This window comes from Agromyces ramosus (assembly GCF_030817175.1).
GTDB lineage: Bacteria > Actinomycetota > Actinomycetes > Actinomycetales > Microbacteriaceae > Agromyces > Agromyces ramosus_A.
This window is the reverse complement of the sequence record NZ_JAUSYY010000001.1, coordinates 1,582,981-1,597,570: the sequence shown is the minus strand read 5'-3', so window position 1 is coordinate 1,597,570 and position 14,590 is coordinate 1,582,981. Positions and strand designations below refer to the sequence as shown.

7 protein-coding genes are annotated in these 14,590 nt (G+C 70.8%); 4 read left to right on the top strand and 3 right to left on the bottom strand.

The window, feature by feature from the left end; translation table 11 throughout:
- The first annotated feature begins 51 nt into the window (after positions 1–51).
- From QFZ26_RS07485 to QFZ26_RS07475, 3 genes are read left to right on the top strand one after another with little or no spacing between them, the layout of a single operon-like run.
- Positions 52–1,551: an FGGY-family carbohydrate kinase gene (locus QFZ26_RS07485; RefSeq protein ID WP_307040744.1), complete on the top strand. Its 1,500-nt coding sequence runs from the start codon at positions 52–54 to the stop codon at positions 1,549–1,551.
- Complete coding sequence (locus tag QFZ26_RS07480) at positions 1,548–4,085, top strand: GH116 family glycosyl-hydrolase (RefSeq protein ID WP_307040742.1); 2,538 nt, start codon at positions 1,548–1,550, stop codon at positions 4,083–4,085. Before QFZ26_RS07485 ends, QFZ26_RS07480 begins: the two co-directional genes overlap by 4 nt.
- A gap of 11 nt (positions 4,086–4,096) precedes the next feature.
- Positions 4,097–5,782, top strand: a complete 1,686-nt coding sequence (locus QFZ26_RS07475; RefSeq protein WP_307040740.1) for a fucose isomerase — start codon at positions 4,097–4,099, stop codon at positions 5,780–5,782.
- A 45-nt stretch (positions 5,783–5,827) separates the two neighbouring features.
- Here QFZ26_RS07475 and QFZ26_RS07470 read toward each other — a convergent pair whose 3' ends face one another.
- The 3 genes from QFZ26_RS07470 to QFZ26_RS07460 all read right to left on the bottom strand — a co-directional run bounded on the left by QFZ26_RS07470 (position 5,828) and on the right by QFZ26_RS07460 (position 11,482).
- Positions 5,828–6,424, bottom strand: a complete 597-nt coding sequence (locus QFZ26_RS07470) for a hypothetical protein (protein ID WP_307040739.1) — start codon at positions 6,422–6,424, stop codon at positions 5,828–5,830.
- A gap of 78 nt (positions 6,425–6,502) precedes the next feature.
- Positions 6,503–7,408 (bottom strand): serine protein kinase RIO, encoded by a 906-nt coding sequence (locus tag QFZ26_RS07465; RefSeq protein ID WP_307040737.1) that lies wholly within the window; start codon positions 7,406–7,408, stop codon positions 6,503–6,505.
- Positions 7,409–7,672: 264 nt separating this feature from the next.
- Positions 7,673–11,482: a S8 family serine peptidase gene (locus QFZ26_RS07460; RefSeq protein WP_307040735.1), complete on the bottom strand. Its 3,810-nt coding sequence runs from the start codon at positions 11,480–11,482 to the stop codon at positions 7,673–7,675.
- 29 nt (positions 11,483–11,511) lie between these two features.
- Between QFZ26_RS07460 and QFZ26_RS07455 the strand changes: the two genes are divergently transcribed.
- Complete coding sequence (locus tag QFZ26_RS07455; RefSeq protein ID WP_307040733.1) at positions 11,512–14,562, top strand: helix-turn-helix transcriptional regulator; 3,051 nt, start codon at positions 11,512–11,514, stop codon at positions 14,560–14,562.
- The last annotated feature ends 28 nt before the right edge of the window (positions 14,563–14,590 follow it).

The window sequence follows — 14,590 nt, the reverse complement described above, 5'->3', positions numbered from 1 at the left end:
GATCTTGAAATCGATTTCTGTAACAGTTGGCACACGATCGAGGAGGATGCAGTGGGCGAGCGATGCGTGCTCGGTGTCGACATCGGCACGTCGAGCAGCAAGGGTGTTCTCGTGGCCGAAGACGGCACGATCCTCGCCTCGGCCGTGCGCGAACATCGCGTCGAACGGCCCCACCCCGGCTGGGTGGAGATGTCCGGCGCGACCTGGTGGGCGGAGTTCTGCTCGATCGCCACTGAGCTCATCGGCGGCGCGGCATCGGGCACCCGCATCCAAGCGGTCGGCGTCAGCGGAATGGGCCCGTGCGTGCTCCTCGCCGACGACGAGGGGATGCCGATTCGACCCGCGATCCTCTACGGCGTCGACTCGCGGGCGGGCGAGCAGGTCGATCGACTCGAGGCGGAGTTCGGCGTCGACGAGATCGTGCGGGTCGGCGGATCGGGGCTCTCGAGCCAGGCCGCTGGACCGAAGATCGCGTGGATCGCCGACCACGAGCCCGATGCCTACGCCCGCGCCCGACGCCTGTTCATGCCGGCATCCTGGCTCGCGCACCGGCTCACCGACGAGTACGTGCTCGACCGTCACTCGGCGAGCCAGTGCACGCCGCTCTTCGACATCGAGGCGGGCGGGTGGCACGAGCCGTGGTGGAACGCCGTCGCACCCGGCATCGAGGCGCCGCCGCTCGCGTGGCCGGGGGACGTCGCCGGCACCGTCACCGCGTCGGCCGCGCTGGCGACCGGACTGGTCGAGGGCACGCCCGTCATCGTGGGCACGATCGATGCCTGGTCGGAGGCCGTGAGCGTCGGCGCCGTCGGCCCCGGCGACCTCATGCTGATGTACGGCACGACGATGTTCCTCGTGGCGACGGTGCCCGAGATCCTGCGCACGCCCTCGATGTGGACGACGACCGGGGCGTTCCGCGGCACGCATTCGCTGGCGGGCGGCATGGCGACCTCGGGTGCGATCACCTCGTGGCTTCGCGACCTCACGAACGCCGACTACCCCGAACTGCTCGCCGAGGCGGATGCCTCCGGCCCGGGCGCCCGCGGACTCGTCATGCTCCCCTACTTCGCCGGCGAGCGCACGCCGCTGCTCGACCCCGACGCGCGCGGCGTCATCGCGGGCCTCACCCTCTCGCACTCGCGGGGCGACCTCTACCGGGCCGCGCTCGAGGCCACCGCGTTCGGCGTGCGCCACAACGTCGAGACGATGCGTGGGGCCGGTGCCCGCATCGACCGCATCATCGCCGTGGGCGGCGGCACGCAGGGCTCGCTGTGGACGCAGATCGTGTCGGATGTCACGGGCCTCGAGCAGCAGCTCGCGCGCACCTCGGTCGGCGCGAGCTACGGTGCGGCGTTCCTCGCCGCATCGGCGATCGCCGGCGATCGCGCCCCCGACATCGCCGACTGGAATCCCATCACGCACACGGTGCGTCCCGACCCGTCGACGGCCCACGCCTACGAGCGCGGTTACCGCATCTACCGCGAGCTCTACCCCGCGACCGCCGACGTCGCGCACCGGCTCGCGCGGATCCAGCTCGAGGTCGCAGCATGAGCCCGCGCGTGCTCGACGCGACGGCCACGGCCGCGGCCTTCCCGCTCGGCGGCATCGGCACGGGCAACGTGTCGATCGGTGCGCGCGGCGAGCTCCGCGACTGGGAGCTCTCGAACCGTCCGCACAAGGGCGGCACGAACCCGTTCAGCTTCTTCGCCATCCACGTGGCGGATGACGAGGCCGCCCCCGATGACGCGACGGTTCCGGATGCCGCGGTGCGCAGCCGCCCTGCGGCATCCGTCGGCTCCATCACCCGCGTGCTCGAGGCTCGCCTTCGCGCCCCGCACGAGGCCGACCAGGGCTACCCTGCGCACGCCGTCGGCGGGCTCCCGCGCCTGGCCGGCTCGAGCCTGCGCGGCCGGTACCCGCTGCTCGAGCTCGACTTCGTCGACGACGGGTTGCCCGTCGAGGTGTCGCTCACCGCGTTCACGCCGTTCGTGCCGCTCGACGCCGACGACTCGGGCCTGCCGTGCGCCGTGCTGCGCTACCGCGTCGAGAACCGGTCCGACCGGCCGATGCGCGTCGCGATCGCGGGGTCGATCGCGAACCCGGTCGGGGCGAGCGCCGACCGCGACGTGTTCCACTTCCCGAGCTTCGAGGGGCATCCGCGCATCGAGTGGCGCGATGCCGACGGCATCCGCGGCCTGGTGTGCTCCTCCGACCTGCCCGCCGACCATCTCGCGCACGGCACGGCGACCCTGACGACACCCGATACGCAGGTTACCGCGAAGCCGCAGTGGCTGTACGGGTTCTGGCAGGACGGCGCACAGCGGTTCTGGGACGACTTCCGCGACGACGGCCGACTCGAGCCCGAGCCGGTGGCGACGCTCGACCCGCCGCCGCATCCCGAGTGGATGACCCGGCTTCGCGTGGGCTCGCTCGCGATCGAGCACGTGCTCGAGCCGGGCGAGGCGCACGACTTCGAGTTCCGGCTGACGTGGCACTTCCCGAATCGGCCCCGCGGCTGGGCGGGCAACATCATCCACGACGACCCGCACCTCGGCGAGGTCGTGCGCAACCACTACGCCACGCGGCATCCGGATGCCTGGGCCGTCGCCGCCGACCTCGACCGGCGGCTCCCGCAGCTCGAGGCGACCACGCGCGCGTTCGTCGACGCGCTCTACGACTCGACGCTGCCCGACGCCGTGATCGACGCGATCGGCTCCAACCTCGCGGTGATCCGCAGCAGCACGTGCTTCCGGCTCGAGGGCGGCGTCTTCGCCGCGTGGGAGGGCAGCTTCGATCACGTCGGCAGCTGCGAGGGCACCTGCACGCACGTCTGGAACTACGCGCAGTCGCTCGCCTGGCTGTTCCCCGAGCTCGAGCGGAGCGCCCGGCGCACCGAGTTCCTGCTCGAGACGCGCCACGACGGGCGCATGAACTTCCGCACCAACCAGATCTTCGGCTCCCCGGCGTGGGACTTCCACCCGGCCGTCGACGGGCAGCTCGGCGCCATCGTCCGCGTCTACCGCGAGTGGCTGCTGAGCGGCGATGATGAGTTCGTGCACGAGGTCTGGCCCGGCGTCTGCCGAGCACTCGACTACGCGTTCGCCGAGTGGGATGCGAACGGCGACGGCGTGCTCGACAGCAAGCAGCACAACACGTACGACATCGAGTTCTTCGGCGAGAACTCGCTCGCCAACTCGATGTTCTTCGCCGCGCTGCAGGCGGGCGCGGCGCTCGCCGATCGGCTCGGTGAGGGCGAGCGGGCCGAAGCCTGGCGCGCCGCGGCCGAGACCGGCGCCGAGCGCATGGACGCCCTCCTCTACAACGGCGAGTACTACGCGCAGCGTATCGACGACGTCGACGAGCACCGCTACCAGTACGGCGAGGGCGTGCTCAGCGACCAGCTGCTCGGCCAGCTGCTCGCGCACGTCGTCGGGCTCGGCCACGTGCTGCCCGCCGAGCATGTGCGGTCGGCCATCGGCGCGGTCTTCCGCCACAACTTCCGCGCCGACCTGAGCGAGCACCACAGCGTGCAGCGCACCTACGCCCTGAACGACGAGGGCGGACTGCTGCTCTGCACCTGGCCTCGCGGCGGCCGCCCACGAATCCCCTTCGTCTACTCCGACGAGGTGTGGACCGGCATCGAGTACCAGGTCGCGGCGCACCTCGCCTTCGAGGGGCTCACCGACGAGGCGGTCACGATCGTCGAGGCCACGCGAGCCCGACACTCCGGCGCGAACCGCAACCCGTGGAACGAAGTCGAGTGCGGCAACCACTACGCTCGCTCGCTCGCCAGCTGGGCGCTGCTGCCCGCGTTCACGGGGGCCGCGTCATCCGTCGCCGCCGGCGCCTTGGCGTTCGCACCGCAGACACCAGGCGACCAGCGCTGGTTCTTCAGTACCGGCACCGCCTGGGGCCGGGCCGAGATCGGCGAACGGATGCTCCAACTCACCGTCCTCGGCGGCGAACTGCACCTGACCAGCCTCTCGCTCTCGGGCCGCACCCTGCTGCCCGAGCACCGACATCCGAACGTGATCGGCGCCGGCACGAGCCTGCGCTACCCGATCCCCGAACTTCGAACGCAATGAAGGAGCACCACATGTCGAGCACCACCTACACCCTCCCCGCCGTCGTCGCGCGACCCGATGCCGCGCCGAAGACCGCGTACCTCATCTCGAGCGGCGACCTGCGCGAATCCGCGAACGCCGCCGGCTGGCCGACCCAGGCTGCGCTCGAGGCATCCGTCGAGGCCGCCTTCGCCGAGCTCGGCTGGTCGATCGTGCGGGCGAACCCCGTCGACCCCGAGACGGGGCACGGCTTCATCTCGAGCCAGCGCATGGGCCTCGAGGTGTTCAAGAACATCCCGGTCGACGCCCCGCTCATCGTCGCCGAGGCGGTCTGGCAGTACAGCCACCACGTGCTCGCCGGCCTCCGAACCCACCGCGGGCCGATCCTCACCGTCGCGAACTTCGTCGGCGACTGGCCCGGACTCGTCGGCCTCCTCGGGCTCAACGCGGGCATGACGAAGATGGGCGTCGAGTACTCGACCATCTGGAGCGTCGACTTCACCGACGAGTGGTTCAAGGCCGGTCTCCGCAGCTGGACCGAGACGGGCCGCATCGAGCACGACGCGACCCACGTGCGCGAGCTGCCGACGCTGCCCCCGAGCGACGAGGCGCGGCTCGGCGAGGCGCTCGCCGAGGAGCTCAGGGCCGACAAGGCGATCATCGGCGTCTTCGACGAGGGCTGCATGGGCATGTACAACGCGATCATCGACGACGAGCTCATGAATCGGCTCGGCATCTACAAGGAACGGATGTCGCAGAGCGCACTCTGGGCCGAGATGCAGCGGGTCGGCGACGACGAGGCCGCCGCCGTCGGCGACTGGCTCGGGGCGCAGGGCATGACCTTCCGGCTCGGCACCGACGAGGCGACGGAGCTCACTGAGGCGCAGCTGCGCTGGCAGTTCAAGATGTACATCGCCGCGCTCCGCATCGCCGACGACTTCGGCGTCGACGCGATCGGCATCCAGTACCAGCAGGGACTGAAAGACCTCTCGCCGGCATCCGACCTCGCCGAGGGGCTCCTCAACAACGTCGAGCGCCCGCCCGTGACGAGCCGCGACGGTTCCCGGGTGCTGTGGGAGGGTCGCGCCCTGCCGCACTTCAACGAGGCCGACGAGGGCGTCGCGATCGACGCGCTCATCACGAACCGGGTGTGGACCGCGATGGGACTCGACCCGGCGACGACCCTGCACGACGTGCGCTGGGGCGAAGAGTTCGACGGCGAGTTCGTGTGGGTGTTCGAGATCTCGGGGTCCGTGCCGCCGTCGCACCTCGAGGGCGGCTACGCCGGCGCGGTCGGCTGGCGGCAGAATCCCGTCTACTTCCCGCTCGGCGGATCGACGATCAAGGGCGTCTCCCGGCCCGGCGAGATCGTCTGGTCTCGCGTCTACATCGCCGACGGCGAGCTGCACGTCGACCTCGGACGCGCGACCTCGGTCGAGCTCCCCGCTGCGGAGACCGAGCGGCGCTGGCAGGCGACGAACCCCGAGTGGCCGATCATGCACGCCGTGCTGCACGGCGTCTCGCGCGACCAGTTCATGGGCCGCCACAAGGCGAACCACCTGAACGTCGCCTACGCCCCGGATGCCGCGACCGCCGACCGGGCGCTCGTGGCGAAAGCTGCGTTCTTCGATGGGCTCGGCGTGCACGTGCACCTGTGCGGTGACGTTCAGCTCGACGCCGGATCGGATGCCGAGGAGCACGAGCCGACCGAAGCGTAGGCCCGAAGTGTGCCCGAGTCACGGGCTCGGGCACACCAGACGAGTTCAGTCGCCGAATCGGTCGGCGATCGCGGCGATCCATCGAAGGTCACGACCCGGCGCGGCGAAGTACGTGACGCCATCGATGTGTGCGATCGCCGGCTGGGTTTCCTCGTCGAATTCCGGATACCGGATGAACGCCCCCGCCATTGGGCCGTCGGCAGCGGTCCAGCCGGCACGCGCGAGCTCGGCGACGCGAGCGTCCCACAGCTCCTGAGGTTCCATGAGCCGGGCGATCCAGACCCGGGCGTCCCCCGGTGGTACATCCCAGAGGCACTCGAGCGCGCCGTCAGCCACGAGCTCTGCGCCCGCGAGTGGCGGATAGCTCGCCACGTTCGGTCGATATTCCATGCCCTGTTCGTCGAGAGCCGCATACGCGTCCGTCGTCAGCATGTTCGTGCAGTCGAGCATCGCTGCGTCGTCGGGGACGGGCTCGGGGACGGGCTCGGCCGAGGAGGTGTGTTGCACGTCGGCTACTTCGGAAGACGCAACGGGCGCGGGCGCCGTGCCGGTGACCGTGGTGCCGTCAGCAGTTGCGCATCCGCTCACGAGGGCCGCGAGGAGTAGGCCGCTCGCGGCGGCGAGCGAACGGGATCGGGGCATGACGGACAGCCTAGCTTCGCCGCTGCGCTATCCAACTCGGCTGGGGCCGGCGCTCCTCGGCACGCTCCCCCGAGCGGATCAGAACCCGACCTCGCCCACCAGCTCGCCGAACAGCTGCTCGGCGTCGCACTCGAGCCGCTGTCTCGTGAACCAGTCGCACACGTTCACGCAGTCGCGGTGCAGCAGGTCGAACCCCTGCGGATTCGAGACGAGGTCGACGACCTGCGGCAGGTCGATCGCGACCATGCGCCCCTCGTGCACGAGCAGGTTGTACGGCGAGAGGTCGCCGTGGGCGAGCCCCGACCGCGCGAGCGTGCGCATGAAGTCGACGACCTGGTGGAACAGTTCGCGCAGCTCGTCGGGCGTCGCTCGAACCTGGGCGAGCCGCGGTGCGGCGACCCTGCCCTCGCCGATGAACTCCATGAGCACCTCCGTGCCGCTCACCTGCACCGGGTAGGGCACGGATGCCCCGAGCTCGGTGAGCCGCTTCAGCGCCTCGAACTCGGCATACGCCCACTGCACGCGTGCGACCTCACGGCCGAAGGTCGAGCCCCTGGCGACGGCTCGTGCGTCACGGCTGCGGCGGGTGCCGCGGCCCTCGGTGTAGACGGTCGAGCGATGGAAGTCGCTGTGCTCGGTGCCGCGATAGCGCTTCGCCGCGAGCAGCACGCTCCTGCCGGGCGTGCCCGGTTCCGCTCCGGGAACCGCGCGTTCGATGAGGTTGAGGTCGGCCTCCTTGCCGGTCTTCACGACACCGAGTTCGGTGTCGATCGCCGCGGCATCTGTCACGAGCCATGCGGGGCGCGGCATCGGGCCGCGCTCGGAGGGGGTGGTGGCCGGCCAGGTCGACCAGCGCTGGTCCTCGCCGGGTTCCGTGAGCTGGAACGCGAGGTCGCCCGCGTCGAAGCGCGGGGTCGTGAAGGGGCGGGATGCCACGTGCGAGCGCACGACGGCGGATTCGTCGAGTGACGAGGTGATGTGCAAGGTGGATCTCCGAAGGATTCGCGGAGGCCACCGAACCGCTCAGCGGGTGGAGGCCTCACAACAGGAAGGAACGTGGAGGTTCACGACAACGACAGCCATGATCGACTCCTTTCCTCACCCGGATGCTCCGGACCTGAGCCGCGCGATCGACGCAGCTTCGGCAGTTTAGGACGCTTCGCGCTCTCGCGTCCAGTGCCGATTTTCATGGATTGCCGAAGCGGCGCCGCCCGACTGGACGGCGCCGCTCGTTCGACAACCGGTCGGCTACCGGGTCGGCAGCGGGTTGGTGTACGACAGGGTGGTCATGTCGGAGTCGCTCTCGAAGAAGCCCTCCAGCACCGAGCTCTGACCGCTCACGAAGACCCGGAGCACTCCCTCGGCCGTGACGTCGCTCGTGATCGCGGTTGCGGCGTCGGTGCCCGAGCCGGCGTCGTAGTCCGCCGACCAGACCTCCTCACCGGTCGCCATGGAGTAGGCGATGGTCTCGTAGTCGCGGCGAGAGTCGCCGTTGTCCACGAACCCGGTGATGATCACGTGACTGCTGTCGGGGGTCACCGTGACGGCCTGCGAGATGTCGAGCGAGTTCGCGGCGCCCGAGTGCCGCGCGAGCCACAGCTGCTCGCCCGTCACGGGGTCGTAGGCCACGGTGGCGTAGTCCGCGTCGGTGCTGACCCCGTCGGAGTTGCCGGTGACCACGAGGGTGGCTCCGTCGGGCGACACGACCGCGGTGCGGGGCGTGTCCGTGGCTGCACCGGAGCCGTCGTAGCGGCTGGTCCAGAGTTCCGCACCGCTCGTGCCGTCGTAGGCGATCGTGGCCCAGTCGTTGCTCTCGCCCCCGCTCGAGCCGGAGACGAACACCGTACCGGTCTCGGCCACCGTCACGGTGGTCGGGATGTCGATCCCGTGGGCCGGGCCGTCGTGCTGCGCCGACCACAGCTCTGCTCCGGTGCCGGCCGCGTAGGCGACCGTGCCGAAGTTCGTGAGACCCGACCCTTCGGGCCCGGCGCTCTGACCGGTGACCACGACCGTCGAGCCGTCGGGACTGACCGCGATGTCGCGCGGGTCCTCGGTCTCCTTGCCCGGTCCATCGAAGTAGGAGATCCACTCCTGCTCGCCCGTTGCAGCGTCATAGGCGATCGTCGCGAAGTCGGTCGAGAGCTCCCGCGTGGCCATGCCGGTGATGAACACCAGGTCACCGTCGGGACTCACGGTCAGGCCGCCCAGGAAGTCACCCTCTCCCTTCTCGTCGAAACGCTGCAGCCAGAGCTGCTTGCCCGTGACCGAGTCGTACGCGATCGTCACGAAGTCGGATTGCGTGCCGTCACCGCCGGAGCTGCCCGCGACGAACACGGTCGAGCCGTCAGGGCTCAGGCCGAAGCCGTTCAGTTCGTCGCCGCCCTGGAGCGGCCCGTCATACGTCGCCGACCACAGCTCCTCTCCGGACTCCGGGTCGTACGCCGCGGTGACGAAGTCCGGACGGAACGTCCCCGGACCGGCGGGGAAGCTGTTCCCGGCGACGATCAGGCGTTCACCGTCGGAGGTCACATCCATGCTGTGGGCACTGTCATCCGGAGCACCGGCAGCGTTCGGGGGCCCGTCGAAGCGAGACTCCCACGCCTCAGCGCCGTTGCGCAGCCCGCGCACGACGATGGGGCTTCGGGCGTTGTGGCTGCCGTCGCTCCACGTGAGCTGGCCGGCGAGCGCGCCGCTCTGCATGCCCTCCGGCACGGTGAACGTCACCTCGAAGTCGGCGCTCTCACCCGGCTGGAGTGTCAGCGTGTGCGGCTCCACCGTCACCGTGAGCCCGTCGAGACCGGTCACCTCGGCGTTGTAGGTGCTCGCCGTGGCGCCGACGTTGGTGACGGAGCGGGTGACGGTCTGCTCCATGCCGTTGACTCGTCCGATCGAGATCGAGGCGAGGTTCAGGTCGCTGGGGTCGAGCGAGTGTCCGTCGGCCTCCAGGTCGTCGCAGGACTGCTGCTCGACGCCATTCGTGGTGCCGCACAGGAAGGCGAACCAGTCGTCCAGGTCGCTGTCGTAGACCAGGCCGGGGTCCACGGCGGTGTTCGGGGCCACGTGGCCGGCGCCCTGCCCGTAGAGGGTCGTGGGGTCGGTCGGGTCGGCGTCGAGGACATCGGTGCCGGTCGTCATCAGTGCCGACTTGATCATCATCGGCGACCACTCCGGATGACGGTCGGCCAGCAGCGCCGCCAAGCCGGCGACGTGCGGCGCCGACATGGACGTGCCGCTCATCAGGTTGAACTCCATGCCGGCCTGGCCGGGGGGAGCGACCGCGGCGAGGATGTCCTGCCCGGGCGCGATGAGGTCGGGTTTGAGCAGATCGCCGCCGGCGGCGCTGCTCGGGCCGCGTGAGGAGAACTCCGCGACCAGGGGTGCCGGGGCATCGAGGCTCACCTCGCCCTTGGCAATCGTCGCTGTCGCCCCAGCGGTGGCCGAGTAGGCCTTGAGCGCGTCGCGCTCGGTGTGCGCAACATGCACGCTGGGCACGGCGTGGAAATCGGCCACCACGTTGTCGGGGGCCGGGTTGACGAGGACCATGCCGATGCCGCCGGCCTCGGCGACCGCACGGCTCTTGTTGACACGCGGCGTCTCGCCGCGATCGCAGAGCACGATCTTGCCCGCGACGAGCGCCGGGTCGAGCACGGGCTGACCACCGTTGTCGACCGCGGCGAAGCACTGTTCCAGCTTGTAGTCGGCCGCGCCGCGGAAACCGGCGCGGGCAGCGTCGAGGAAGGGGGCCGGGCCGACGCTCACGGCGGCGGAGGAGGCACCCGTGTGCTCGGAGCCGTCGCCCAGGGCGACGGAGCCGTTGAGGCTCCGGTTGTGCGTGCCGGCCGCGACGGTCGTGACCCACGGTGACGGGTGCGCCACAGTGCCCGCCGCGGGGCCGTCGTTCCCGGCCGAGGCGGCCACGAAGATGCCGGTCGCGGCAGCGTTGAGGAACGCCACCTGGGCGGGGTCGAGGACATCGGTCGTCGAGCCCGAGACGGAGAAGTTGATGACATCCACGCCGTCGGCGACCGCCTGGTCGACGGCTGCCACGATGTCGGAGTTGTAGCCGTTCGCGGTGGAGCCATCCTCCGCCGACCACAGCGCCTTGTATGCCGCCACCCGAGCACGCGGGGCGATACCGCTGACCGGACCGAGCGCGGCGGCGGGCCCCGTCACCTCGACACCGTGATTACCGGCGGCGGTCGCCGCGGTATGCGTGCCGTGCCCGTTGAAGTCACGAGCGGACAGGAACTCCCACGGCAGCTGCTCGGCCACGCCCTCGTCGCCGCCCCACCCGGCGTTGAAGTGCCGCGCGCCCACCAACTTCTTGTTGCACAGGTTCGCGTCCCACGAGTCGTCGCCGACGGTCTCCTCGGAATCGCACTTGCCTGCGAAGCCGAGCGGCTTGTAGACGAGCTTGCCGTTCTCGCCGTTGACGTCGCGGTCGGAGAAGCTCGGACTCTCGGGCCAGATCCCCGAGTCGATCACACCGATCACGATGTCGCCGCCGGCGCCCGTGACCTTCGTGGAGCCCTCTGGGCCACCGAGCTGCTCCCAGATGCCGCCGGACTCATCGAGCCCGAGGAACGAGGGCGTGGTGGCGGTCGTGGACTCGACGAGCTCATCGGGGGTGACCGCGACGACGTCGGGTTGGCCGGCCAGCTCCGCCGCCTGCGCCGCGGTCAGCTCGGCGGAGAACCCATCGAACGCGAACACGTACTGCTGCTGCGGCTCGCCTTTGCTCACCTTCGCCAGGGCGGCGCGTTGCGCGCCGCGCAGGTGGTCCGAGTATGCCGCGACATCCGACGACTGCGGGTCCACCTTCTTGCCGGGCGCCGGTCGCGTGGCCTTCAGGCCGGGCGACCCGCCGTCATACGAGGCCACCGGGTCCAGCGCCATCTGCACGATATAGGTCTGCGGTCCGGCGACGGACGGCTCTGCATGGAGGCCGGGAGTCGTCACGTCCACCTGAGCCTCGTCTTCCGACTCGGCGCCCTGACCGGGGTTCGGGGCGGCCAGGCCGGCTTGCGCCCCGGTCGCCAGCATGGCAGTGGTGGCCAAAGCCGCCAACCACCAGCGCCGCCCGCTGTGTGACCTTGTCCAGCCCGCTTTTCGCATGGTGTCCCCTTCGAGTCCGCCCGCACTCCGCGGGTCCGCTGTCCGGACGCTATGCGGAGAAGCACCGCGGGAGCATCCGTGTCTTACACTGGACTTTGCTCAAAGCAGCGGGTTCGGCACCGAATCAGGGATGGGAGTTGCCCGAGATCAGCGCCCACCACAGCCCCGCATCCCGGCCGTCATCGACAGCCCCGGGACTCGTGGGGCGGGACCGCGATCTGGGCCTTCTCCGCACGGCGCTCAGGACGCCCCCGTCCTTGACGATCGTCGAGGGCGAGGCCGGCATCGGCAAGAGCCGACTGGTGCGCGAGCTGGCCGATGACCCTGCACTGTCCGGAATGCTGGTCCTGATCGGTCAGTGCGAGCAGTTGCACGAACCGTTCCCGCTGGGGCCGGTCCTCGACGCGCTCCAGCAGGCCGCGCCGGCGATCAGGCCGGAGAGTCTCGGAGCCGTGACCGGGGCGTTGGCCCCGCTCATGCCCGAGATCGCCCACTTGCTGCCGCCACCGCCCCCGGCGGCGGCTGAGGAGGGGGCCGCCAGGCACCAGGTCTTCCGCGCCGCGACCGCGCTCCTGGAGCACCTGGGCCCTGTGGCGCTCGTCCTCGAGGACGCGCACTGGGCCGACAGCGGTACCTTCGACCTGCTGAGCTTCCTGGCGTTCCACCAGCCGGCCAATGTCGCCGTGCTCCTCACGACGCGCGTGGAGTCGGGGCCGCTGCCGGTGGTCGAAGCCTTCGCCCGTGCTCCAGCCGGCCCCGCGAAGGTACTCACGCTGGCACCGCTCGACAGCGCGGAGGTGCAGGAATTCTCGCGGCGGATCCTGGGTGTCGACCTGCCGGCCAGGGTCGCCGACGAGCTCCGGGAGAAGACCGGCGGCATCCCGTTCGTCCTTGAGGAGGTGCTTCGCACGCTGCTCGAGCGACTCCCCGAGCGGCCCGATCTGCTGGACAGTCTCGCGGTGCCCACTGCGCTGCGCGACGTGATGCTGCAGCGGCTGTCCACGCTCGACCCCGTCGCTCGCGAGATCGTCGGGGTCGCGTCCGTGCTGGCGCGGCGGGTCGATGTGGAACTGCTCTCCTCCGTTGCCGAGCGCTCCACGCGTGAGGTGGTCGGTGCGATCGCGAGCGCTCAGGCCGTGGGGTTGCTCCAAGACGAGAACGACCACCCGCAGTTCCGGCACGCGCTGGCGCAGCAGGTGGTCTACGAGAGCTTGCCGGCCACCAGTCGCCGCTGGCTTCACGAGCGGGCCGCGGTGGCGATCTCGGCACTGCCCGGCGCCGCTCCCAGCGCGCGGCTGGCCTATCACAGCAAGCGGGCCGGCAACACGGTGCAGTTCGTCCGCTACGCCGAGCAGGCGGCCGACCTCGCGGTCACCCGCGGCGACGACTCCGCCGCGGCCCGGTTCCTGCTCGAGGTGGTCGAGTCCGGTCGCGTGCCGTTCGCGACGCGGCTGCGGCTGGCTGCCAGGCTCGGGCGGGTGGCCATCGACGGCCTGGCGCACGCCGAGGCGGTGCCCATCCTCACCCGGCTGCTCGACGGCGGGTCGCTCGAGCCCGCGTTGCGCGGCGAGTTGCGTTTCGCTCTGGGGCGGATGCTGCGCCAGCAGGGACTGGCCCGGGCCGGATTCGAGCTGATCCGGCTGTCGCTGCCCGACCTGCACGACCGACCTGCGCTGGCCGCCAAGGCGCTCGCGGTGCTGGCAGTGCCCGAGACCGTCTTGGGCGCGCACGTCCGTGAGCACGCGGACTGGTGCGAGCAGGCCGAGCAGGCGGCCCGGTCGGCCGAGGACCCTGATGTCGAGCTCGCCGTGCGGATCGCCCGGGCGTCCCTCCTGCTCGAGCAGGGCGACCCGGCCGCCTGGCGGTTGATCGACGACGTGCGCGGCGGCCCGGCGCTGGAGTCCAATCCCCGCGAGCACGCACGGGCGTGCGTCAACTGGGCTCAGGGTGCGCTGCACATCGGGCACGTCCACCGCGCCGATGCGCTCCTCGCCGAGGCGAAGCAGGTGATGGCCCGTGCCGACTACGTCAGGGTCGTCGGAGTGATCGATCTGGTGACGCTCGCGACGGACTTCTCGGCGGGCCGGTGGGACACGATCTCCGAGCGCGTCGACGCGTTCGTCGACCAGCCGGCCGAGTTCGGTGGCGCGGTCCTCGACGCCCGGTTGCTGCAGGGCGCGTTGCTGGCCTCCACCGGGAGTGCCACCGAGGCGGCACGAGCCCTGCGCAGCCTGATCCAGGACGCCGAGGAGCTGGGCGCGGTCTGGCCACTGCTGGCAGCCCGGACGACGCTGGCCCGGCTGCTGCTGACCGTGGAAGATCTGGAGGCCGCCCTCGAGGAGGCGGCACGGGCGCTCGACCTGGTCCGGGCGAAGGGCCTGTGGGCGTGGGCGGGCGAACCCGTGCAGTGCATCGTCGAGGCCCGGGTCGCGCTCGACGACGTGGCGCAGATCGAGTCGCTGGTCGAGCAGCTGGGTGCCAATATCGAGGGCGCCGACGCACCACTTGCGCATGCCGCGCTGCTCAGCTGCCGGGCCATCATGGCCCACCGCACCGGCGATGCCGAGGTGGAGCGCATGCTCGCCGAGGCGGTGTCGACGCTGCACCGTGCCGGAGTACGTCTCGCAGAGGGTAGGTCGGCCGAGCGCCTCGGCGGGTTCCGGCTGTCGCACGGTGACGACCGGGGGTCCGCGTCGCTCGAGTCGGCACTCGGGATCTTCGGCGAACTCGGTGCTCGACGGGAATTCTCGCGGGTCGCCCGCACGATGCGCGAGCACGGCATCGCCATCCCGTCCCGGTGGCGAGGCGGCCGGCGGTCACTTGGTGTCGAACTCTCGGAACGAGAGCGCGAGGTCGCCGAGCTGGCGGCCGCGGGGCTGACGAACAAGGAGATCGCCGCCGAGCTGTTCCTCTCGATGCGCACCGTCGAGAGCCACATGTCCAAGGCGTTGCACAAGCTCGGTGCCCGGTCCCGGCGCGAGCTGGCCGACGCGCTGCCCGACGCGGCCACGGGCGATTCGTAGGGTGCAGAGGAAGGCGCACGCTCGTCGC

What these genes read in the sequence shown, in the direction of transcription:
- QFZ26_RS07480 (WP_307040742.1), top strand. Translation starts at nt 1,548, where the DNA reads ATGAGCCCGCGCGTGCTCGACGCGACGGCCACGGCCGCGGCCTTCCCG.
- QFZ26_RS07475 (WP_307040740.1), top strand. Translation starts at nt 4,097, where the DNA reads ATGTCGAGCACCACCTACACCCTCCCCGCCGTCGTCGCGCGACCCGAT.
- QFZ26_RS07470 (WP_307040739.1), bottom strand. Translation starts at nt 6,424, where the DNA reads ATGCCCCGATCCCGTTCGCTCGCCGCCGCGAGCGGCCTACTCCTCGCG.